Here is a 20,769-nt window from a genome sequence, read left to right on the forward strand (position 1 = left end):
CGGGTTGAGAAATGGCCGGTAGCATTCAGAACCAGCCCAACCGGGCTGCCTTCGACGTCAAGTCTGCTCAGGATGTGCGTGAGCAGTTCGCCAAAAATCCGCAAGAGGGTTTGAAGGCGGCCGCGCAGCAGTTCGAGACGCTGTTTTTGCAGATGGTCATGAAGAGCATGCGCGACACGGTTCCCCAAGATGGCCTGATGGAGAGCGATCAGTCGCGTTTTTACACCGGCCTGCTGGATCAGCAGTTAGCGCAGAACATGGCGACATCGGGAAAGGGCTTGGGTTTTGCCCGATTGATCGAGCAGCAGCTGGGGCGAAACCTGAATACATCGGGTGAAGTTGGTAACGCTGTGGAGTCGGCGGCGAAAGCTGCCGGCAATAGTTTGCCGATGGCTGCACCGGATGGTCGCCATTATCAATATGTGTCGGTCCCTAGCAAGTTGCCGACTTCGGCGGCTTATCCGTCGGTTTTTGCCGAAAATGCCGTGTCCACCGCAGCAGTCGGCGATGTGCCTGCATCCTCGAAGGAATTCGTCGGCCGTGTCTGGCCTTATGCCGTGGAAGCCTCCCGGGCAACCGGGATAGCTCCGCAGTTTCTGGTGGCACATGCTGCTCTGGAGAGCGGCTGGGGCAAAAGTGAAATCCGTCGCCAAGATGGAACGTCGTCATTCAACCTGTTCGGTGTGAAGGCTGGGAAAAGCTGGAGTGGGCCGACAGTGGATACCGTGACCACGGAGTACGTGGATGGTCAGCCGCAGCAATCAGTCCAGCGTTTTCGTGCCTATGGGTCTTATGAAGAAGCTTTCCGAGACTATGCTGGTCTTTTGCGCAACAACCCGCGTTTCAACGGCGTAATTGGTTCACAGGATGGCGCGCAGTTTGCTTCTGGTTTGCAACGGGGAGGCTATGCAACCGACCCGGCTTACGCGGACAAGCTCGGCAAGATCATCAACGGCCCTACGCTTCGCCTTGCGTTGCTCGGATAAGGGTCAAGAAATATTGCGTCCATCCGTTATAGAAGGGGTGGAAGGAGATCGTAAATGGCTAGTGGACTAATCAGCATTGCAGTTACCGGTATCAACGCCGCTCAAGTCGGCTTGATGACTACCGGAAACAACATCACGAATGCCAGTTCCGATGGTTACTCACGCCAGCGGGTAGTCCAGGCTTCCAATCCGACGGTGATGACTGGTGCCGGCGGCATTGGCCAAGGTACTCACGTTGTCACCGTTGCCCGTATGTATGACAAGGCGCTGACGACTCAGGTGCTTAATGCGCAAAGCCGTATGAGTGCTTTGGAAACCTATTCCTCGCAAATCGCCCAGATCGACAATATGCTAGCCGATGCGGAGGCTGGCCTCAGTCCCGCAATGCAGGACTTTTTCGATGCTATTCAAGCCGTTTCGGCGGCTCCCTCGTCCGTTTCCGCTCGCCAGTCGATGGTTAGCGCCGCTCAGACGATGACGAGCGTGTTTCAGAGTGTCTATAGCCGCTTGGCGGAAGTGCAAACCGGTGTCGATGCTCAGATCAAGGGTACGGTTAACTCGATCAACAGCTACACGCAACAGATTGCCGAGATCAACAAACAGATCCTCTCGACTGGCTCATTGAACAACCAGCCGGATAACCAATTGCTCGATAAACGTGATCAGTTGGTGGCAGAGTTGAACAAGCTGGTCAAGGTTGGGGTTAGTACAAACGACGATGGTACCTACAATGTCTTCGTTGGTACCGGACAGCAGTTGGTGGTACGTGGTGACTACACAAGGTTGGCTGCGGGGCCGTCGGGTGCAGATCCGACACGGATTTCCGTCGGCCTCGAAGGTGCAACCGGCAATGTTCTTGAACTGCCCGAGTCGCTGATTAGCGGCGGTCAGTTGGGCGGTTTGCTAAGTTTTCGGAGGGATGCACTGGATACGGCCTTCAACCAGCTGGGGATGATGGCCACCTCTGTCGCGCAAACATTCAATGCCCAACATGCCCTAGGGCAAGACATGTTGGGGAATACCTCGAGTAGCGCCGCCTTCGTTTCCAATTTCTTCTCGTTGACACAGCCTACCGTGTTGGCAGATACCCGCAACTCGGCAACTGCCTCCACGGTAACTGCAGCGCTGACGGCACCCTCTAGTAACGGAACGAATTTCTATACCAATCTGACGGGTAGCGATTATCGCCTCTCCTACGATGGTGCGACCTTTACCCTTGAGCGTTTATCGGACAACACCACTTGGTCCGGTGCGACGATTGGTGCGATCAATACAGCCTTGGCGACAGATCCGCAGGGCTTTACCCTGAGTCCGGCGGTTGGTGGAACATTTGCCGTTGGCGATAGCTATTTGATTCAGCCCACACGCACGGCAGCTCGTCTTTTCTCGGTGAATGACACCTTGGCGGCAGATCCGCGCTTGATCGCGGCGGCAACACCGGCTCGTGCAAGTGCGGCTTTGACTAATACGGGGAGTGGCAAGGTCCAAGGAGTGTCCGTTGCCAACGGTTACACCATGGGGGCGGCTAATCTCACGCTTACTTACAATTCTGGCACCAATAGTTTTGTCCTGCCTGATGGCAGCTCAATTCCCTATTCTTCTGGCCAAGCAATGTCGATCAACAATGCTATCAGTGGTTGGACGGGGATATCCATGACGGTTTCCGGTGTGCCGGCCAATGGCGACACGATTACGCTACAACGAAACATCAACACCACCGGCGCGGAAGACGGGAGCAATGCTCTCCGGCTAGGCCGTCTCCAGATTCAAAACACGATGCTTTCCGGAACGGCGACATACCAGGATAACTATGCCTCGTTTGTCAATGACATTGGTAACAAGGCGTATTCGGCCACGGTATCCTCAGAGGCTCAAACGGTTTTATTGAATCAGGCAGTTGCGGCAAAAGAGGCGGTTTCCGGTGTGAATCTGGATGAGGAGGCGGCAAAACTCATTCAGTATCAACAGGCCTACCAGGCTTCTGCAAAAATTTTGCAGACAGCTTCGACACTCTTCGACACCTTGCTGTCGATTCGGTAAGGAACAGAGCACATCATGAGAATTTCAACAAATCAGATTTATAGCAATGGTGTAGGTGGGCTCCAAAATTTGACGGGTAGCCTCTATTCCTTGCAAAACCAGATTTCTACCGGTCGACGCATCGTTACACCGCAAGATGATCCGGTGGGCTCCGCTCAGGCGCTATTAGTCAGTCAAGCTAAGTCGGTAAACGAGTTGTACGTTAAGAACCAAGAGACGGCGGAAACCAAGCTTGGATCTCTCGACAATGTGTTAAGCGGAGTCAATGATGAACTGCAGAGCATCTATGAAAAAGCAGTCGCTGCTGGCAACGGGACATATTCTGATTCGGAGCGAGCAGGAATTGCCGTTGAATTGAAACAACGCCTGACCAGCATCCTTGCTTTGGCAAACTCACAGGATGGGGCTGGACGGTATATTTTTGCGGGGTTTGAGTCGACAACCCCTCCATTTACGCAAAATGCTACTTCGGTTTCTCCATATAGCCTGACCCAGACATATGTCGATTACAACGGTGATGATGGAGTTCTGCGACTACAGATCAGTGCCAGTGAGGACATGGCGACGAACGAGCCTGGTAGCAGCGTATTCATGCGTATCGCTGATGCGACGGGAGTGCCCACTGGGCGAAGCATGTTCGATTCGATCCAGAATTTGGTCGATCTACTGAATACGCCGGGGGCAGTTAGTGCGAATCCAGCATATTCTCAAGCACTATCGGACATCCTGTCTTCAATTGAGACGGTTAGTCGTAGCCGCGCTTCGGTTGGCGCTCGGATGTCTTCGCTGGAAACTTTGGGAACGGTGACTCAGGGGCGTGGCGTTGAATATGATGCGCAACTATCCAGTTTACGGGATCTGGACTATGCCAAGGCAATTTCCGAGGTGACGCAGAAAAAAATTCAGCTTGAAGCGGCACAAGCGACTTTTTCTCAGACCGCAAAACTTAGCTTGTTCCAGTACATATGAGAGCTGATTTATTCAAGCCTTGGCTGGGGGTGCTGTCAGCAGCTGCGCTTTGTTCTGCATGTAGTTCAATAGGCAATAGTGCCGACGTCAAGCCATTGATTCCGGACAAGGCCATCCAGCTGACCGCAAAAACATCACTGAAACTGTCCACTTTGGCGAATGTGGCTGTGGCTGCTGCGGCGATCTACTTAGTGTATGATCCGTTGGCGCCAAACTGGCAAATCGAGGAAACTCGATTGAACGACGATACGTATCGTTTATCCATGAAAATGAAGCGATACCATACCGGAGGGGCGGGGGAGTCAATTCAGATTCTAAAGCGCAGAGCCTCTCAACTGCAGTATGAGCAAGGTTTCGGTAACTATCAGATTTTGGAATACACCGAAGGTATTGATTCGGAAACCATCGGGGCGAGACGGGTTGCTGATGGGGTCGTGCGTCTGGTGCAACGCCAACAGGCCGACTCATTCATGATGAATGCCATGAACTAAGGGTGCGCTTGACTGACGCCGAGTATTGCCTCGATGGCGAACTCAAATAGATGTTGCAACGGGGTGGCGAGATAGTTCAGGCTGAGAGCAAGGGTGATGAATCCGCCCGTCAGCGTTAGCGGAAAACCTAGGGCAAAAAGATTCAACTGTGGAGCCGCACGCGTCAATACGCCTAATGCAATGTTGATGATCATCAGGGCAACGATTACCGGCAGCGCCAGTAGCAGCCCGGTGGCGAAGATTTTTGCCCCTAGCTGAGCCAAGCTGCTCCAGACTGAATTGCCAAAGAATGCGCCTCCGATTGGCATTGCGGAAAAGCTATGCGCCAGCGTCGCGAAGAACATTAGGTGGCCATTGATCGATAAAAATACGAGTAGTCCGAGCAAGCTTATAAACTCGGTGGTTACCGGCGTTTGCGACGCGTTCAGAGGGTCGTAAAAAGTTGCAAAGTTAAGTCCCATCTGAAAACCGATGTATTCGCCGGCAAGGTCAATTGCAGCGAATACGATCTTGGCGGCAAAGCCCATCGCTATGCCTATCAACATTTGCTCCACCATCACTGCTAGGCCTTTTAGTGTGCCGACCTGAACACTGGGGGGTGAAGGAATAATCGGGGCTATAGCCACAGCAATCCCAACGCCAAGCATGATTTTCACTCGTACTGGAATTGAGGCCGAACTCCATAGCGGAACGGCGGAGATAAAGCCAAGGATTCGTGCGAGGGGGAAAAAATAGGCGGCAATCCAAGCGTCAAGCTGAGCGGATCCTATGGTGATCATTTCAGCCGATCAGCTGCGGAATGCTTGAGAACAGTCGCTGGATATAATCGACCAGGTATTGGAGCATCCAGGGGCCAGCTAATAGCAGAACGACGAACATGGCAATCAGTTTGGGAACAAACTGAAGGGTCGATTCGTTCAATTGAGTGGCCGCCTGGAAAATGCTGATGATCAGGCCCAATACGAGTGCTGTAAGCAGGAGCGGTGCGGCTAACAGTAATGTTACCTCGATCGCCTGGCGGCCAATTTCCATGACGGTATTCGGGGTCATGGTGCGAAACTCTGTACAAGTGAGCCTAAAACCAGATGCCAGCCGTCGACCAGCACAAATAGCATCAGCTTAAAGGGTAGGGCTACCATCACGGGGGACATCATCATCATGCCCATCGACATCAAAATGCTGGCAACAAGCATATCAATGACGAGAAACGGGATGAAAATGATGAAGCCGATCTGGAACGCGGTCTTCAGTTCACTGACAACAAACGCCGGCACCAATATCCTTAAAGGGGTTTCCTCTGGGGTGTTGATCTTGTCAATTTTTGCAATGCCTGCGAAGAGAGCCAGGTCCGACTCGCGGGTTTGCTTCAGCATGAAGCTTCGCATTGGTATCGCTGCCCGCTCCGCTGCTTGCATGACATTGATCTTGTTCTCTGAAAGCGGGAGGTAAGCCTCCGTATAGACTTTCTCCAGCGTTGGGCTCATCACGAAGAATGTCAAAAACAGAGCCATGCCAACGAGTACCTGGTTGGGGGGCGAAGTTTGCGTTCCTAGTGCGTGCCGTAGCAAAGAAAGTACGATGATGATGCGGGTGAAACCGGTCATCATTAATACTACTGCGGGTAAAAAGGTTAGCGCAGTCAGCAGAACCAGCGTCTGAATCGACAGCGAATAGGTTGTGCCACCACCCGGCGAGGGAGAGCTGGTGAAAGCAGGTAGCCCGCTACTGGCCTGCGCAACAGCCAAACCACTGACTAAAAGCAAACATGTACCAATAAACGTTTTTTTATTCATCAGCATGCTTGCGCGAAATGCCCTGTAACCAATCTGCAAACGATTTATTTGCCTGCATTGGCAGTTGGGAAGATGGAATATTGCCCTTGGGCAAGCGATGTAATGTCCGAATTTGACCGGGAATTACACCGACTACCAGCCATTCCTCTCCAATTTCGAGCAACATAACTCGTTCACGGGGACCTAGAGCTATTCCGCCAACAATTTTTATGGCTTGATTGCCGAAGCGTCTTTCACCGGCAAGTTTACGTGCCAACCAAGCGGTCGTAATCATTAATCCGATGACCAAGAACAATGCCAACACGGTTTGCAAGATAGACCACAACGGAATGCCCGGACTGTCCACCTCGGTTGCGGCATAACCAACAAGCGGAGTCAGAGAAACTGCTGCGAGGAAGGTATTGGTGAGAAGCGGACTGGAGTAGCCCATTGGCGTTCTTCGGCACTCAAGCATTCTATCGATTGAGTTTGCGCATCCGCTCTGACGGCGTGATGATGTCGGTCAAACGGATGCCGAACTTGTCGTTGACCACAACGACTTCGCCCTGTGCGATCAAGGTTCCGTTGACCAATACATCCATAGGTTCTCCAGCCATTGCATCGAGCTCTACAACGGAGCCGTGAGCAAGTTGAAGCAAGTTTTTGATGGTGATTTTGGTTCGCCCCAATTCGACCGTAATTTGGACAGGGATGTCCAAAATCATGTCGAGTTCATTCATCATCCCACTATTTCCTGATCCATCGCCGAACGAAGGAAATATGTTGGCAGGCTGCGCCGGGGGAGTCATAGCAGCATCCGCGGTGACTTGTTCCGCCATTGCGGCGGCCCAGTCATCTTCGCTGATCTGATCTTCACCTTCCGCTGAAGTGTTTTCGATATTTTCCATTTCGTCAGCCATGTTGCTCCCCTGGGCTAGGCTCAACGGGAGAGCCCTCCGGGTTTGAGGATATGAAGCGTTCCACTTTTAGCGCATATTGACCGTTCTGCTGGCCGTAAGCACATTCCATCAGGGGGACATTATCAACCAGAACCTCGATTTTTTCCGGAATATGGATAGGAATCACATCGCCTGACTTCAGCTTGAGAATTTGGCCCAGGGTGATTTTTCCAGAAGCCAGTTGGGCGACAATTTCAACCTCAGCACCTTGAAGTTGTTTTCTTAGCGTGCCAATCCAGCGTTTGTCTGAGGAAAGCTGGTCGCTTTGCATCGTGCTGTAAAGCAAGTCTCGAATCGGCTCCAGCATCGAGTATGGGAAGCAGATGTGCATATCTGCAGTAGCCCCGCCGAATTCCAGCGTAAAAGTTGTCGAGACAACGATTTCCGATGGAGTGGCAATATTCGCAAATTGCGAATTCATTTCGGATCGAACGTATTCGAAATTGATGTCATATACCGGCTTCCACGACTTACTGTATTCGGTAAAGACAACAGTCAGCAAGCCATGAATGATGCGCTGTTCGGTCGGTGTGAAATCCCGTCCCTCGACTCTGGTGTGAAAGCGGCCATCTCCGCCAAACATGTTGTCTACGACTAGAAACACAAGATTGGGGTCAAAGACGAACAATGCCGTGCCCCGTAGAGGCTTGGCGACAACCAGGTTGAGATTGGTCGGAACAACCAGATTCCGAATGAATTCGCTGTATTTTTGGACCCGGATCGGCCCCACCGAAATTTCAGCATTCCGGTGCATGTAATTGAATAGTCCGATACGCAAATAGCGCGCAAAGCGTTCATTCACCAACTCGAGCGTTGGCATGCGTCCGCGAACGATACGCTCTTGCGTACCGATGTTGTATGAACGAACGCCACCGCCTTCGCCTGCGCTTTCCTCAGGCTCGTCGGTTTCGCCGGTGACCCCCTTGAGTAGGGCGTCAACCTCGTCTTGGGAGAGGAAGTCGCCGGCCATTACCTGTTATTGAATGATGAATGAGGTGAACAGTACGGACTTGACGGGGCCTTCCGGCGGAATGATTTCCCCTTTTTTATTTTTCTTTGGCGGTTCGATTACAGAATTAATCTCGTCCTTTAGGGTTTCGGCCAGATGCTCCTTGCCTTCCTTCGGTAACAGCTCGGAGGCTTTCTTGGATGAAAGTAGCAAGGTCACATTGTTGCGAATTTTGGGCATTTGAGCCTTCACCGCAATTTCCTCGGCTGGGTCTTCAAGTTCAAGTGAAAGCGCTACTTGCAAGTATTGATCACCGGTTTCCGGGACCAAGTTGACCGTGAAAGGATCCATGTTTACAAATATCGGAAGTGCGTGCGTATCCTTTTTCTTTTCTTTCTTCTTTGGCTTGGCAACTTCTTCCGCTACTTCTTCGTCGTCTTCGCCGTGGTCGTTTTTCTTCAGCAAGAAGAATGCTGCGCCGCCCCCCAATACAATCAGGAGGACGACAGCCAAAATGATGATCAGCAGTTTTTTGCTTTTCTTGGGAGGCTCGGTTCCCTCTTCTACGGCTTTAGCATCTTTGGCCATGTATTACCCTCTATGCATATTTCTATTAGGCAAACAAATCAACCATCCCGTTGCCTCGTCTAATCGAGGTTGACGGTGAGATGTCGCTCATCAAGTTATTGCCGGGAAGTATAGCGTTTTCGTCTGTGTTTTTGGGGCTCTGGCTGCCTTGAGAGCCGTTTGAGAACGTTTGTTGCTGGGTCATGTTGGATCCGACATCAGATTGTCCAAGATTGATCCCGGCAGATGAAAGCATTTCCTTGAGTTGGGGCATTGCATCTTCTATGGCCTGCCGTACTTCCGCGTGAGGTGACGCGAAGATCGCAGTAGCTTGGTCACCTGTCAGCGTGAGGTTGATTTGAATCGGTCCGAGTTGAGGTGGGGCGATATTGATTTGGGCTGTTTGAACCTCATTCTTGGCAAGCCAAACCAGTTTTTCTCCGAACTGGGCTGGCCATTTCTCCGAATGAATTGGGCTGCTAATCTCGGTGGGTTGTTCCTTGGGAACCAGAGTCGAATGGGGCATTGCAGAGCTAGCGGAATTGGCGCTGAACTCTGGCGACGATTGAGGGGCGGCAAAATCTGCCGCTGTTTCCGGCGCAGATTTATTGTCTGTAGTAGATAGGGTTAATCCGCCGGAGATCGTTTCAGCTTCTGCTGAGGAGGTGAATGCTTGACCAACATGCACTGAAGTCACTGTGCTGTTGATAGCCCCGATGACGGGGGGGGGATTTTGCTCAAGGGAGAACTTGTCTGTGTTTGCAGGTGTTGGTTGAGCCTGTTGCATCCCCTGGGCTAACATGGCGAGAACGGATGGGTCGGAGACTCCAATGGCCTCTTCGTCCTCATCCGCGGCTTCCTTTTTGCCTTCACTGGGTGTTATTTGCGTACTGGAGCCCGAATTCGGCTTGAAAGCGAGTTCCGGGTTGCTGGTTTGCATCTGACTTAGCAAAAGGCCTGCGAATGTTCCAGCCTCCAGAGGCGCCTCGGCGCCTCCTGCGCCGGAGAAAGATGCCTGAGAGGTGGTGGGTGGCAGGCCGGGCGTGACAGTGATAGTCATGAATTTGCTGAGGGACAGTATCAATGTCGTGAATTAAGCAAATTCAGTGCCTAGCTGCCGTCATCTTCCTCTGTACGGAAACGTCTGGCGGCGAATTCATCCTGTAGTTTTTGATCAGACCTGTTTTCCCGATAGCGTTCTCGGAGGTCGTGTCGCTGCGAAAGTGTGTCGATAGCTTTTAACTGTTTATTTTGTTCTTGCCATTGTTGCTGTCCTTGGCGCGTATTTTTTTCCGAGTTTGCTACCACCACGCGTTGCTGCGCAATGGCGTCGTCGATGCGAAAAATGAAGCTCTGAAAATTCAGAAGGGCAGTTGGAGTGAGCCCATTCCGAACCGCTTCGCTCATCCGTTGCGCGTATTCCTCGCGGTATTGCTCCAGCATCTGCAGGCGGCTGCGCTGATTCTGTTCGGCTGCGAGGAGTTGCCCCAGCTTTCTTGTCGCCTCGTCGGTGCGGGATTGCATTAATTCCAGCAAAGGTTGCAAGGAAAAAGTTTGAGCCATTGTCAATTACAGAAGATTTTGCAAGATCTGTACGCTGTCAGGGAAGCTAGCCTGTTCGGCAAGGTTCTGTTGGAGGAAGCGTTCCATCTTTGGGTAGGCTGCAATGGCTTGGTCTAGAACAGGGTCGCTCCCAGGGGCGTAGGCGCCAACGGATATCAAATCTCGTGAACGCTGATAGCGGGAGAACAGTACTTTGAATTTGCGAATCTGCTCTAAATGCTCAGGTGAAATCAGGCTGACCATTGCGCGGCTAATTGACTGCTCAATGTCGATGGCTGGGTAGTGTCCAGCGTCGGCAAGGGTTCGTGACAGAACAATATGTCCATCCAGAATGGCGCGGGCGGAGTCGGCAATCGGATCTTGTTGGTCATCGCCTTCTGCCAGAACTGTATAAAAGGCGGTTATTGAGCCGCCTCCTTCCGGGCCATTGCCAGTTCTCTCAACTAACTGCGGCAAGCGGGCGAATACAGATGGTGGGTAGCCGCGTGTTGCAGGAGGCTCCCCGATAGCCAACGCGATTTCTCGTTGCGCCATCGCATATCGGGTAAGGGAATCCATGATCAGTAGAACGTGTTTTCCCTGGTCACGAAAGTATTCGGCAATGGTCGTGGCGTATGCTGCACCCTGTAATCGCATCAGAGGGCCGGTATCTGCAGGCGCAGCCACGACGACAGAGCGGCGCATGCCTTCTTCGCCGAGAATTTGTTCGATGAATTCCTTGACTTCGCGGCCCCGTTCGCCGATTAGGCCAACAACGATGACCTCGGCCTCGGTATATCTGGCCATCATGCCAAGCAGTACCGATTTGCCAACCCCGGAGCCGGCGAAAAGTCCCATGCGCTGTCCGCGTCCAACAGTCAGCAAGGCGTTAATGGCGCGAACGCCGACGTCGAGCGGCTTTTCTATTGTTGCTCGGGCCATCGGGTTGATCGGTCGGCTCTGGAGCGATCTTGATAGTGGTGCAACCAATGGCCCAAGATTATCCAGTGGGCGCCCTACGCCATCAAGAATGCGGCCAAGGAGCTCATCGCCGACTGGGACTTGCTTTGCTCGATCTATTGCCCTTCGGCGTAGCGGAGGTGGTGCGCCTATCTGAGGAGGTGATCCGGGCGTTTCGAATGCCACGACTTTGGAGCCCGGTGCTAGTCCATAGACGTCATCTGATGGCATTAAATACAGTTTTTCTCCGGCAAAACCAACAACCTCGGCTTCAACGGGGGCCCCTGTGATTGGATATATCTTGCATGAACTACCCAGTGGCAACTTGAGGCCGGCGGCTTCCATCACTAGACCGTTGATACGCGTCAGTCTGCCGATAGGCCAAAGAGGTTGAGCATTCCCAGCTGCTTGGGCGCAGTTGTCGAGAAAGCTTTTCCAGCGCTCGATGTGCTCGGTCACGTGGTTCAGTTGATTAGCCAATCTTGCGGAGTGGTGCCAATGGTCTCCAGTACGCGTTTCCATCGTGTTTCGATCGAGGCGTCTATTTCGCTGGAGCCAGCACGGACCAAACAGCCACCAGGGCTTACGTTGGGGTCTTCAAGCAACTGCGCCCCTGTTTGCGCGAATTGTTCGCCCAGTAATGGGCGAATCAGGTTGGCATCTTTGGGGTTCAATGACAGGACAACGTGACCATGATGAAGAGGGAGGGCGGCGATTGCTTCCCGGATAACTGGGAGCAATAAATCAGATCGCGTATGCACGATGGAGCGGGTGATTTGCGACGCGATTTCAACGCCTAAATGCAGGAGATTTTCAGCAACCTGCTGATCGAAATCGTGCAGGGATTCTCTGAGGCTTCTCAGTATGTCGTTAATGCTATTAAGTAGCTCCTCGGCTTGTTCCCGCGCTGCCTGCTCTCCTTGGGCCTTACCTTCTTCGTATCCCGCTGAGTAGCCGCTGGCTCGCGCTTCTTCATGAATACGCTCGATTTCTTCTGCTGTGGGAAGGGAGACTTCCGGTTGGTATTCCTCTGGAAATTCGGTCACCGTAACCGGTGCTGGTTCAGGTGACTCAACCAGTGGTGGGCTGGGTTTTCTGTCGAATGAGCCAATTTCCCAGCGCTCATATGCCGCCAATTGTTCTTTTGGGATGACCATGCTGATTTCAGCCTCAGATCATCTGCTCGCCGCCAGCACCGCCGAGAACGATCTGGCCTTCGTCCGCCAAACGGCGAACGACTTTGAGGATTTCTTTTTGTTCTGCCTCGACTTCGGAAAGACGGACGGGGCCCTTGGATTCGAGATCCTCGCGGAGCATTTCGGCGGCACGTTGAGACATGTTTTTGAAAATCTTCTCTCGCAGATCTGGCGAGGCGCCTTTGAGTGCGAGGATCAGAGAGTCGGATTGGACCTCGCGCAAAATTAGCTGGATCGAGCGGTCGTCGATGTCCATCAGGTTTTCGAAAACGAACATTTCATCCAAAATCTTTTGAGCCAAATCTGGATCGTATTCGCGGATGGCATCGACAACCGATGTTTCATTTGCTGTGCCGATGAAGTTGAGTATCTCTGCTACCGTCCGCACCCCGCCCATCGCCGTCTTCTTCATGCTCGCGGAGCCGGCCATGATGCGTGTCATCGCATCATTGAGTTCTCTCAGTGCTGCTGGTTGGATACCTTCAAGCGTGGCAATGCGCAATACAACGTCGTTACGCAGGCGCTCGGTGAAGTGATTGAGGATTTCGCTGGCGTGGTCGTGTTCCAGATGGACCAGAATAGTCGCGATGATCTGCGGGTGTTCATTTTTGATTAGGTCGGCCGCGGTGCTTGCGTCCATCCATTTCAAACCTTCGATACCTGAAGTCTCGCCGCTGTTCAGGATGCGGGAGATCAGGTTGTTTGCCTTGTCGTCGCCCAGGGCCTTGGTCAACACGGAGCGGATATAGCTGTCGGTATCGACGTGAACTGCGGCGTGTTCTTCGGCGATTTGGTGAAATTCATCCAGAATGGCTTCGACCTTGGCGCGGGGTACCGATTTGAGCGTGGCCATGGCATGCCCGAGTTTTTGTACCTCGCGAGGTCCCAGCAGTTTCAAGACCTCGGCGGCATGGTCTTCTCCGAGGGCGATCAGCAGAGTTGCGCTCTTTTCAACGCCTTCATCAAGGTTAGCCGGCATTTACACCCATCCAGTCTTTAATGATATTTGCCACGGCTTTTGGATCGTGATCGGCAATGTCGCGAGCCTTCTGAACCTTGATGGCATAAGGATCGAGTTTCGCTTCTGCCCCTTCTGCCCCCGGCTCACCTGGCTCGATGATGCCTTCACCAAAAACCCCTCCCGGAATACCTCCTACGGCGCCTTCGCCTTCGGCAGCACTTTCTGGTGGGGGGAACATGGTGCGTAGCGAGGGCTGGATGATCTTGAAATAGAGGAAGGCAATGATGCCGGCGATTACCAGATACTTCAGGAGGTCTCTGGCGTAAGAGATGTTTTCCGGGTCTTTCCAGAGCGGCAGCTCGCTCTCGCTCTTGTCGATTGCGGTAAATGGCGCATTGGCAACTGAAATGGAATCACCGCGCTCCTTGTTGAAGCCCATTGCCTCTCTGACGAGATCGTTGATCTGCTTCATTTCATTGTCGGCGAGCGGCTTCGTGATCGGTTTGCCAGTCTTGTCGACATCTTTGCGGTAATTGACGACCACAGCGGCAGACAGGCGGCGGATAGCACCGACCCCCTGCTTGGTGTAGCGAATGGTCTTGTCGACTTCGTAATTGATTGTCGAGTTTTTTGTTGTGTTGATTGGCTGGCCGGCGGCATTAAGTGGTGCAGTGATGCCGGCGGCGTCAATTTTCCCGGTGGCTTCGCCGGATTTTGCCGGTTGGCCCGGTGTTGTGCCGGTAGGAGGTTGGGTGAGTGGTGCCGTGGCGGGGACCGGTGGTTGGTTGGTCAGCGCGCCGGGAACGCCTCCCGTCGCCTGATTGACGCTCGCGGATTCATTATTCTGCTGGCTGCGAATGGTTGTGCTCTCTGGCGTGCTGTTCGGACGATAGCTTTCCGCCGTCTGCTCGCTTTGAGAGAAATCGATGTCGGCTGCAACCTGCACCTTATAGTTGTCTGGCCCAAGAACGGGTTTGAGGATTTCCTCAATGCGTTTGATGACGCCCTCTTCGATCTCGTGGACGTATTTCACTTGGGTCGGGTCGAGACCTGCTTCCGTTAGTTTGCTCTTGAGTTGGGAGATCAGGGCGCCGTTCTGGTCGAGGACCGAGACATTGGAGGCGGGAAGCTGCGGTACGCTCGACGAAATGAGGTGGGTAATGCCGGCAATCTGAGCAGGGTCAAGCACTCGTCCAGGGTAGAGGCTGAGGAGTACGGAAGCCGTAGGTTTTTGTTCATCGCGAATGAAGACCGATGGCTTGGGGATGGCCAGATGGACGCGTGCGGACTGCACTGCACCGATCGACTGTATGGTGCGTGCCAACTCGCCTTCCAGTCCACGCTGGTAGTTGACTTGTTCGGCAAACTGGCTGACGCCGAACTTCTGATTTTCCATCAACTCAAAACCGACCAGGCCGCCTCGAGGCAGACCTTGCGAAGCGAGTTTCAGCCGTACTTCATGTACCCGTTCCGATGGGACCAGAAGTGCGCCGTTATCGCTGTAGCGATGGGGCACATTTTGCTGTTCTAGGATGGAAACAATTGCGCCACCGTCTTTTTCTGTCAGGTTGGAAAACAGGACTTTCCACTCCGGTTGGCGGCTCCACAAGATCGACCCAACGATCAGTGCAACGACTGCCGCCAAGGCTACGAGAAGCCCAAGTTTCTGCTGGTTGCCCAGCCGATCAAAGGCTTCTCGCACGCGCGCAACCGGGCTGCTGTCGGTTACGGCGTCTGCGGAGGTATCGGTAGTTGCTGCCATTGATCGGTGGTTGAAAAGTGCTGAAACAGAAGAAGAATCAAAAGGGAAGCCAAATTTTCCTAGAAATATTCTACTATTAGCCGGGGTGAATTCACCCTATCTTTTTTACTGCTTAGGCAAGAACTGTTCGCGTGACTGATAACAACGACTCCAAGACTGCTGAGTTGCAAAGGGCATTTGCCGTTTTCAATCAGGTGTCAGCCGAACTGACGCATGCCTATGAGGCGTTGCAGACCAAGGTGGCTTCGCTAACCGAAGAACTGGCAGTAGCGAATGGCGAGCTGCGACGGCAATATGAGGAAAAGGAGGCCTTGTCCGAGAGGCTGTCTTCACTCCTTGATGCGCTGCCCGCCGGTGTCGTGTTGCTCGATCAAAGGGCGAACGTTGTTGCGGTCAATCCGGCGGCGATTTCGATGTTTGGCGCTGACGTTATGGGGCGGCATTGGGGAGACGTCGCCAGTCGGCATTTGGAGCCCACCATGACGCTTGGTGAATGGGGCTTGGGCGAGGGGCGAGTATCGATCGCCGAGAGTGCCTTGCCGTCGGCGGGTGGGAAGATTTTGCTGGTGCACGATATTACTGCCGCGCATCGGATGAAGGCCGAGCTTGAGCGAAATCAGCGCTTGGTGGCTATGGGTGAGATGGCTGCCTCATTGGCGCATCAGCTTCGCACCCCTTTGGCGGCCGCGCTCCTCTATGCTTCCAATCTTGGTATGCCAGAGGTTTCCGCCGAAGCGCGCATGAAATTTTCCGAGAAGGCGACGGGGCAGCTACGCCGGCTTGAGCGTTTGATTCAGGATGTGCTGCTGTTTGCGCGCGGAGAGAGCATCGGGCGTGACGTGATGGACGCTGGCGATTTGCTTGCCGAGGCCGCTCAGACTGTCGAGCCGCTGATGCGCGAGCGCGAAATTGCCTTTGCTGCGGTGGACGAGTGTTTTTGGGCAAAAATCGTTGGCAGCCGTAAGGCGCTGTTTGGCGCTCTGATCAACTTGCTGGAGAATGCCATGCAGGCGACACCGGCCGGCGGCAATATTTGCCTCTACGGAAAACGCAACGGCGATCTCATCCTTTTCGGGGTCAGGGATAGCGGACCGGGTGTGTCGCCCGCCATGCAGGCAAAGATATTCGAACCTTTCTTTACGACCAAGGGGCAGGGAACAGGCCTGGGCTTGGCGATTGCCCTTGGGGTTGCCAGGGCGCATGGTGGCACCATCGAGCTTGCTGGCGGCGATGGTGAGGGTGCTGAATTCGTAATGACCTTGCCGTTGGCGACGGCGGAGACGGAGCATGAAAAAAACGCTTGAACATCGCTTGCCCATCCTCGTGGTCGAGGATGATCCCAGTCTGCGCGAGGCTATCAGCGACACCTTGGAATTGGCCGGGCGGAACTTTGTGGCCGTGGACGGTGGAGAGGCTGCCCTGCGGGCCTTGGAGAGTCAGGCGTTTTCCATTGTGGTCAGCGACGTACGCATGATGCCAATGGATGGCATCACCTTGCTGAAGGAAATCCGCAAGCGCTTGCCGCATCTGCCGGTCGTATTGATGACAGCGTATGCGGAAGTTGAGAAGGCGGTAGATGCCATGCGCTCCGGGGCTTGTGATTTTCTGCTTAAACCTTTTGAGCCGCAGGCGCTGCTGGCGCACATAAACAAATACGAACTGCCGGAGGCGGGAGAGTCTGGTGAGGTCGTGGCGCAAGATGCGGCAAGTCGTGAGTTGTTTGCGCTTTCCAAGCGTGTTGCGCAGACCGATGCAACGGTCTTGCTTACCGGTGAGTCGGGGGTTGGCAAGGAAGTGGTTGCTCGCTTCATTCATCGTCAATCGGCGCGAAGCGCTGGGCCGTTTGTCGCGATTAACTGCGCGGCTATTCCTGATAATCTCCTTGAGGCGACTTTGTTCGGTTACGAAAAGGGCGCATTTACCGGTGCTCAGCAGGCTCAAGCCGGTAAGTTTGAGCAGGCGGACAATGGGACGCTGCTGCTCGATGAGGTGACCGAAATGCCTCTAGGCCTGCAAGCCAAATTGCTTCGGGTGCTGCAAGAAAGAGAGGTGGAGCGAGTTGGGGGGAAGCGACCGATTTCCTTGAATATTCGCATCGTCGCGACCTCTAACCGCGATATGGCCGAGGCGGTGGCCAAGGGTGTCTTCCGTGAGGATCTGTACTATCGCCTGAATGTCTTTCCGGTAGCCATTCCCGCCTTGCGCGACCGCCCTGACGATATTGTTCCGATTGCGCGCCATTTCGTTGGTGAGCATGGCCCGCGGATGGGGCGCTCAGGCATCACTCTCTCTGTCGCGGCCGAGAAGGCGCTTGCTCAATATGCTTGGCCGGGGAATATCCGCGAGTTGGAAAACGTCGTACAAAGGGCGTTGATTCTCGCTGTCGGTAGCCAGATCGAAGTGCCGGATTTGCGTCTTCCGGTTTCGGCCGCGCCTGCCTTGGCGCGATCGATGCCGGCTCCTCAGCAGGAACCCGGGGGCGGGATTGTGGAAAACGCTCCAGAAAGGGAAAAAAGGGTCGATAATATGAAAGACTTGGAGCGCGAACATATTCTCCGAACCTTGACCGAGGTTGGTGGCTCTCGTAAGTTGGCAATTGAGCGTCTGGGGATATCGGAGCGTACGCTGCGCTACAAGTTGCAGCAGTATAGAGATGAAGGTTATTTCAATGGCTAGTGTTGGCTTGGAAATTGCTTTTATTGTCCTGTTAATCAGGAGTGAGTGATGGATACCAAAGGGATCGAGCAGATGTTGTCCGTATTGAGAAGTACGGCAACTCAGGCTTCCGGTAATGTTCAAGAGAGTGGGCCGGCCAATGCTGGTGGGGTGGATTTCGCCCAGGTTTTGCAAAACTCGATCGACAAGGTAAACCAGACACAGAAGCAGGCAGATCAGATGGCGGAAAAACTTGCCGCCGGCGACACTAGCCAGAATCTTCATGAGGTCATGATCGCTCTGCAAACGGCCAGTGTCTCCTTCCAGGAGATGGTTCAGGTTCGAAACAAACTCGTCACGGCCTATCAGGACGTGATGAACATGCAAGTTTAGCGTTATCTAATCCGCTAAGTCGAAAAATTTCGTGCTTTTCTGGTGCTTAACACACGTGATGTAACGTCCGCAACTACCTGACGGGTGGCTGGGGGCGTCGTTTTCGGGCTGGCGTAGCTTCCAGTGCCACAGCAACAAGGATTGGTTCAGCCAGTAGCCGTTTTTTGCTGTTCTCCGATTTGCGATTCTTGTGCCTCTGTGCATGCGAAACCGACATGCCTCCAAACCTCTCGCTGGTCAGTTGTGGCACGATCCGTCACCAAGGCGTGCTGCCCACACATTAACTTGACTGGTATCTCGGCAGTCATTCTCGGCAAACAAAAAAATGGATAAATTATCCATCATGCCTGGGTGCTAGGGATGACTTTGGGGTAATGGGGGGGGGCTGGTCGTGTTCAATGTTGTGCAGCCAAGCCAGCAATTCTGCGACTGCTAAATACAACTGTGGAGGTATGTGCTCGTCAAGATCCACCTGGGTTAATAGCGCGACCAGCTCTGGTGACTCATGTACATATACCCCGTGTTCTTTCGCGCTGGCTATGATCTGTTCTGCAATCAGTCCTTTCCCCTTTGCAATTACGCGGGGGGCTGCGTCAGTCTTGCCGTAGGCAAGAGCCACCGCTTCCCGTGTCGCATCACTCGTCAAGGGGGGGGGCATCAGAAAAGTTAGCCTGCACCAAGCGCAGGCCGTTTGTCTCGAATTGGTTGCTGAGATCGCTAATCCTTTTTCTTAGGATCGTTTCACTTGCTGACGACGTGGCTGTTAAGAAAATCTCAACATCACAATTTTGCTGCAAGCGCAGAACGGCATCGATACTCCCCAGGCTGGGTAACGTTAGACGTATCCGTGTTTGCCAGTGGCTGATGGAGTCAACCTGTTCCTGCAATTTGCGCTTTGGGTTTTCTGATATTTCCCATTGCATTTGTTGCCCAGGCCATATCTGACCCTGCCAGGCGTAGTTTTGCGTTGCCAGTGCGTCGAGTTGTTGCTGGACAATAAGCCTGATTTCCTGAGGGATGGGGCTACTGTCTTGGGCAACAACCAGTGGTCGTGTTCCCTGTAAAACTGCCTCGGGTCGAGGTTGATACATTGTTTCGGCAGCCACTGCGGGGAATTTTCCTTGCGGCTCCTGGCGCAAAGTATCGGTCGACAGCTCACCTGCCACCCAGCGCGCCTGATGAGCCTCATAGAAAACTCCGCTCTTGGTCAATGCTTCCCTCAGAACTATTGCCAAATCAGCACCTCGTACTGGAAAGTCCTCCGCTAGTGGAATGTTGCTATTCAATGGTGCAGGGCTCGCTCGTTGGTTAGGATCATCCACATTCCCGATGAGATCTCCAATTAGTTTTCCGGTCTGGCTGAGCGAAGTGTTGGTGGAGGCGGTCTGCCGTCCAGCTAGCTCGTTTTGGGGAAGGTTTGTCGCGATGGCAAAGGTTAGTTGCCCATCGTTATCGACAACCTCTAGTTCGAGACTGTCGCCGGCTTTTGCGGAGAAGGGCAGTGCAAGCGTCACTTCTCGTTGCCCCACCACTGCCCTGTAACTCCCGTCGGGCAGAAGGGCCTGAATTTCCGCCATGATTCTCTGACCCGGCTGCAGGTCACTCAGCGCATCGGTAATGCGTTGAGCCGTCACAACTGGCTGGTTTTTGGCCTGTTCTGCCGACAGCTTGGCTTGCTCGGATAGCTGCAAGCGCAGCGCGCTAGCGATGTCGGATGGAATCATTCGCTTTTCACCTAATCACGCTATCAAGCAGGCCATATCCAAATCGACCAAGATCGGTCCAGATTGGCTGGGTGAGCTTTCGTGGTAACAGGAGCTATGGTTGCAGCGATGGAAGAAGATACTTCAGGGGTGATATGAAAAAAGAGGAGAACAGAAGTTAGCTACTTTTAGATTTTCTGTTGCACAAAGAGGAAATTAGACCGGCAATCTGGTTTTTGCGTTCTTCTGCTTCTCTTATGGATAGCTGAATGTTGGACAGGGTGTCGAATAGGATATCTTGATCTGATGAGGATGGTGGGGGGATCGTCTTAAGCAGTTCGACTTGTTCTTGATTGAGCAAATCAACCAAGTCCCAAGCCTCAGAGGCGGTTGCTTGACGTATTTTCAAGGAGATTTCCCTGAGACGAAGATAATCTGCTTTCGCCATCGACTAAATAATTATTTGAAGCTGTTTTCGGAGCCTATTGCGACCCATGCCTCATGGATTTCGGACAGGAGTTCGGCAACCTCATTAAGTATGGACTTGTCGTTTCGAAGTGTGGCTAGCAGAAGACGATTGCACATGTATTCATACAATAAGCCAAGCTTGGCTGCTAACTCTCCCCCTGCTTCGAGATCAAGACTTGCTCGCAAGCCGTTGTTGATTATATCGATTGCTTTGGATATCGCGGTGCCCCGGGTGGCGGTGTCGTTTGTTTCAATGGCGACTTGGGCAATTGAAATGGCGCTTAATGCAGCTTCAAACAGCAGTAGCACCAGTCGATGAGGGTCGGCTGAGTTTACCGATGTTTCTGTGCTTACTTGGGTGTAGGCTGAAATAGGATTCGTTTGATGTCCAAGCAT

The 20,769-nt window shown here is 53.2% G+C and carries 24 protein-coding genes; 7 read left to right on the forward strand and 17 right to left on the reverse strand.

The window, feature by feature from the left end; genetic code table 11:
• Positions 1 to 11: 11 nt before the first annotated feature.
• Genes flgJ through WIF35_RS15805 form a run of 4 tightly spaced genes read left to right on the forward strand, consistent with a single transcriptional unit; the run spans position 12 to position 4,486 of the window.
• A complete protein-coding gene (flgJ, locus tag WIF35_RS15790) occupies positions 12 to 986 on the forward strand; it encodes a flagellar assembly peptidoglycan hydrolase FlgJ (protein ID WP_412479183.1) in 975 nt (324 codons plus the stop codon).
• A gap of 54 nt (positions 987 to 1,040) precedes the next feature.
• Positions 1,041 to 3,026, forward strand: a complete 1,986-nt coding sequence (flgK, locus tag WIF35_RS15795; protein WP_412479184.1) for a flagellar hook-associated protein FlgK — start codon at positions 1,041 to 1,043, stop codon at positions 3,024 to 3,026.
• A 15-nt stretch (positions 3,027 to 3,041) separates the two neighbouring features.
• On the forward strand, positions 3,042 to 3,995 hold the full coding sequence (gene flgL / locus WIF35_RS15800; RefSeq protein ID WP_412479185.1) for a flagellar hook-associated protein FlgL: 954 nt from the start codon (positions 3,042 to 3,044) through the stop codon (positions 3,993 to 3,995).
• A complete protein-coding gene (locus tag WIF35_RS15805) occupies positions 3,992 to 4,486 on the forward strand; it encodes a hypothetical protein (protein WP_412479186.1) in 495 nt (164 codons plus the stop codon). Before flgL ends, WIF35_RS15805 begins: the two co-directional genes overlap by 4 nt.
• Here the strand turns inward: WIF35_RS15805 and fliR are convergent.
• Genes fliR through fliF form a run of 13 tightly spaced genes read right to left on the reverse strand, consistent with a single transcriptional unit; the run spans position 4,483 to position 15,154 of the window.
• Positions 4,483 to 5,265, reverse strand: coding sequence for a flagellar biosynthetic protein FliR (gene fliR, locus WIF35_RS15810; RefSeq protein ID WP_412479187.1), 783 nt, complete (start codon positions 5,263 to 5,265; stop codon positions 4,483 to 4,485). The two genes, WIF35_RS15805 and fliR, sit on opposite strands and share 4 nt — an antisense overlap.
• A 1-nt stretch (position 5,266) precedes the next feature.
• Entirely contained in the window at positions 5,267 to 5,536 is a 270-nt protein-coding gene (gene fliQ, locus WIF35_RS15815; protein WP_412479188.1) for a flagellar biosynthesis protein FliQ, read from the reverse strand.
• Positions 5,533 to 6,285, reverse strand: coding sequence for a flagellar type III secretion system pore protein FliP (fliP, locus tag WIF35_RS15820; RefSeq protein ID WP_412479189.1), 753 nt, complete (start codon positions 6,283 to 6,285; stop codon positions 5,533 to 5,535). Before fliP ends, fliQ begins: the two co-directional genes overlap by 4 nt.
• Positions 6,272 to 6,709 (reverse strand): flagellar biosynthetic protein FliO, encoded by a 438-nt coding sequence (gene fliO, locus WIF35_RS15825; protein WP_412479190.1) that lies wholly within the window; start codon positions 6,707 to 6,709, stop codon positions 6,272 to 6,274. Before fliO ends, fliP begins: the two co-directional genes overlap by 14 nt.
• Positions 6,710 to 6,734: 25 nt before the next feature.
• On the reverse strand, positions 6,735 to 7,178 hold the full coding sequence (gene fliN, locus WIF35_RS15830) for a flagellar motor switch protein FliN (protein WP_412479191.1): 444 nt from the start codon (positions 7,176 to 7,178) through the stop codon (positions 6,735 to 6,737).
• Entirely contained in the window at positions 7,171 to 8,187 is a 1,017-nt protein-coding gene (gene fliM / locus WIF35_RS15835; protein ID WP_412479192.1) for a flagellar motor switch protein FliM, read from the reverse strand. Before fliM ends, fliN begins: the two co-directional genes overlap by 8 nt.
• A 6-nt stretch (positions 8,188 to 8,193) precedes the next feature.
• On the reverse strand, positions 8,194 to 8,754 hold the full coding sequence (gene fliL / locus WIF35_RS15840; protein WP_412479193.1) for a flagellar basal body-associated protein FliL: 561 nt from the start codon (positions 8,752 to 8,754) through the stop codon (positions 8,194 to 8,196).
• Between the two features lie 25 nt (positions 8,755 to 8,779).
• Positions 8,780 to 9,793: a flagellar hook-length control protein FliK gene (locus WIF35_RS15845; RefSeq protein ID WP_412479194.1), complete on the reverse strand. Its 1,014-nt coding sequence runs from the start codon at positions 9,791 to 9,793 to the stop codon at positions 8,780 to 8,782.
• 50 nt (positions 9,794 to 9,843) lie between these two features.
• Positions 9,844 to 10,296, reverse strand: a complete 453-nt coding sequence (fliJ, locus tag WIF35_RS15850) for a flagellar export protein FliJ (protein WP_412479195.1) — start codon at positions 10,294 to 10,296, stop codon at positions 9,844 to 9,846.
• Positions 10,297 to 10,302: 6 nt separating this feature from the next.
• Positions 10,303 to 11,694, reverse strand: a complete 1,392-nt coding sequence (gene fliI / locus WIF35_RS15855; protein WP_412481254.1) for a flagellar protein export ATPase FliI — start codon at positions 11,692 to 11,694, stop codon at positions 10,303 to 10,305.
• Positions 11,695 to 11,699: 5 nt separating this feature from the next.
• Entirely contained in the window at positions 11,700 to 12,392 is a 693-nt protein-coding gene (locus WIF35_RS15860) for a flagellar assembly protein FliH (protein ID WP_412479196.1), read from the reverse strand.
• A 13-nt stretch (positions 12,393 to 12,405) separates the two neighbouring features.
• Positions 12,406 to 13,410 (reverse strand): flagellar motor switch protein FliG, encoded by a 1,005-nt coding sequence (gene fliG, locus WIF35_RS15865; RefSeq protein WP_412479197.1) that lies wholly within the window; start codon positions 13,408 to 13,410, stop codon positions 12,406 to 12,408.
• The gene (fliF, locus tag WIF35_RS15870; protein ID WP_412479198.1) at positions 13,400 to 15,154 is read right to left on the reverse strand and encodes a flagellar basal-body MS-ring/collar protein FliF; all 1,755 of its coding nucleotides are present in this window, start codon (positions 15,152 to 15,154) and stop codon (positions 13,400 to 13,402) included. The genes fliG and fliF overlap by 11 nt, the downstream gene beginning before the upstream one ends.
• Before the next feature lie 131 nt (positions 15,155 to 15,285).
• Between fliF and WIF35_RS15875 the strand changes: the two genes are divergently transcribed.
• Genes WIF35_RS15875 through fliE form a run of 3 tightly spaced genes read left to right on the forward strand, consistent with a single transcriptional unit; the run spans position 15,286 to position 18,202 of the window.
• Entirely contained in the window at positions 15,286 to 16,458 is a 1,173-nt protein-coding gene (locus tag WIF35_RS15875; RefSeq protein WP_412479199.1) for a sensor histidine kinase, read from the forward strand.
• A complete protein-coding gene (locus WIF35_RS15880) occupies positions 16,442 to 17,830 on the forward strand; it encodes a sigma-54-dependent transcriptional regulator (protein ID WP_412479200.1) in 1,389 nt (462 codons plus the stop codon). Before WIF35_RS15875 ends, WIF35_RS15880 begins: the two co-directional genes overlap by 17 nt.
• 48 nt (positions 17,831 to 17,878) lie before the next feature.
• Positions 17,879 to 18,202: a flagellar hook-basal body complex protein FliE gene (gene fliE, locus WIF35_RS15885; protein ID WP_412479201.1), complete on the forward strand. Its 324-nt coding sequence runs from the start codon at positions 17,879 to 17,881 to the stop codon at positions 18,200 to 18,202.
• Between the two features lie 334 nt (positions 18,203 to 18,536).
• On the opposite strand, the gene WIF35_RS15890 is transcribed toward fliE, so the two are convergent.
• From WIF35_RS15890 to fliS, 4 genes are all read right to left on the reverse strand, one after another.
• Positions 18,537 to 18,860, reverse strand: coding sequence for an EscU/YscU/HrcU family type III secretion system export apparatus switch protein (locus WIF35_RS15890; protein ID WP_412479202.1), 324 nt, complete (start codon positions 18,858 to 18,860; stop codon positions 18,537 to 18,539).
• Entirely contained in the window at positions 18,838 to 19,926 is a 1,089-nt protein-coding gene (locus WIF35_RS15895) for a flagellar hook-length control protein FliK (protein ID WP_412479203.1), read from the reverse strand. Before WIF35_RS15895 ends, WIF35_RS15890 begins: the two co-directional genes overlap by 23 nt.
• A gap of 157 nt (positions 19,927 to 20,083) precedes the next feature.
• On the reverse strand, positions 20,084 to 20,314 hold the full coding sequence (locus WIF35_RS15900) for a hypothetical protein (protein ID WP_412479204.1): 231 nt from the start codon (positions 20,312 to 20,314) through the stop codon (positions 20,084 to 20,086).
• Between the two features lie 50 nt (positions 20,315 to 20,364).
• A complete protein-coding gene (gene fliS / locus WIF35_RS15905; RefSeq protein WP_412479205.1) occupies positions 20,365 to 20,769 on the reverse strand; it encodes a flagellar export chaperone FliS in 405 nt (134 codons plus the stop codon).

It is taken from the genome of Azonexus sp. IMCC34839, from assembly GCF_047047955.1.
In the GTDB taxonomy this organism is placed as follows: Bacteria; Pseudomonadota; Gammaproteobacteria; order Burkholderiales; family Rhodocyclaceae; genus Azonexus.

Bases quoted from the DNA above. Each gene is read 5' to 3' on its own strand.
- flgJ (WP_412479183.1), top strand. From the start codon at position 12: ATGGCCGGTAGCATTCAGAACCAGCCCAACCGGGCTGCCTTCGACGTC.
- flgK (WP_412479184.1), top strand. From the start codon at position 1,041: ATGGCTAGTGGACTAATCAGCATTGCAGTTACCGGTATCAACGCCGCT.
- flgL (WP_412479185.1), top strand. From the start codon at position 3,042: ATGAGAATTTCAACAAATCAGATTTATAGCAATGGTGTAGGTGGGCTC.
- WIF35_RS15805 (WP_412479186.1), top strand. From the start codon at position 3,992: ATGAGAGCTGATTTATTCAAGCCTTGGCTGGGGGTGCTGTCAGCAGCT.
- fliR (WP_412479187.1), bottom strand. From the start codon at position 5,265: ATGATCACCATAGGATCCGCTCAGCTTGACGCTTGGATTGCCGCCTAT.
- fliQ (WP_412479188.1), bottom strand. From the start codon at position 5,536: ATGACCCCGAATACCGTCATGGAAATTGGCCGCCAGGCGATCGAGGTA.
- fliP (WP_412479189.1), bottom strand. From the start codon at position 6,285: ATGCTGATGAATAAAAAAACGTTTATTGGTACATGTTTGCTTTTAGTC.
- fliO (WP_412479190.1), bottom strand. From the start codon at position 6,709: ATGGGCTACTCCAGTCCGCTTCTCACCAATACCTTCCTCGCAGCAGTT.
- fliN (WP_412479191.1), bottom strand. From the start codon at position 7,178: ATGGCTGACGAAATGGAAAATATCGAAAACACTTCAGCGGAAGGTGAA.
- fliM (WP_412479192.1), bottom strand. From the start codon at position 8,187: ATGGCCGGCGACTTCCTCTCCCAAGACGAGGTTGACGCCCTACTCAAG.
- fliL (WP_412479193.1), bottom strand. From the start codon at position 8,754: ATGGCCAAAGATGCTAAAGCCGTAGAAGAGGGAACCGAGCCTCCCAAG.
- WIF35_RS15845 (WP_412479194.1), bottom strand. From the start codon at position 9,793: ATGACTATCACTGTCACGCCCGGCCTGCCACCCACCACCTCTCAGGCA.
- fliJ (WP_412479195.1), bottom strand. From the start codon at position 10,296: ATGGCTCAAACTTTTTCCTTGCAACCTTTGCTGGAATTAATGCAATCC.
- WIF35_RS15860 (WP_412479196.1), bottom strand. From the start codon at position 12,392: ATGGTCATCCCAAAAGAACAATTGGCGGCATATGAGCGCTGGGAAATT.
- fliG (WP_412479197.1), bottom strand. From the start codon at position 13,410: ATGCCGGCTAACCTTGATGAAGGCGTTGAAAAGAGCGCAACTCTGCTG.
- fliF (WP_412479198.1), bottom strand. From the start codon at position 15,154: ATGGCAGCAACTACCGATACCTCCGCAGACGCCGTAACCGACAGCAGC.
- WIF35_RS15880 (WP_412479200.1), top strand. From the start codon at position 16,442: ATGAAAAAAACGCTTGAACATCGCTTGCCCATCCTCGTGGTCGAGGAT.
- fliE (WP_412479201.1), top strand. From the start codon at position 17,879: ATGGATACCAAAGGGATCGAGCAGATGTTGTCCGTATTGAGAAGTACG.
- WIF35_RS15890 (WP_412479202.1), bottom strand. From the start codon at position 18,860: ATGCCCCCCCCCTTGACGAGTGATGCGACACGGGAAGCGGTGGCTCTT.
- WIF35_RS15895 (WP_412479203.1), bottom strand. From the start codon at position 19,926: ATGATTCCATCCGACATCGCTAGCGCGCTGCGCTTGCAGCTATCCGAG.
- fliS (WP_412479205.1), bottom strand. From the start codon at position 20,769: ATGCTTGGACATCAAACGAATCCTATTTCAGCCTACACCCAAGTAAGC.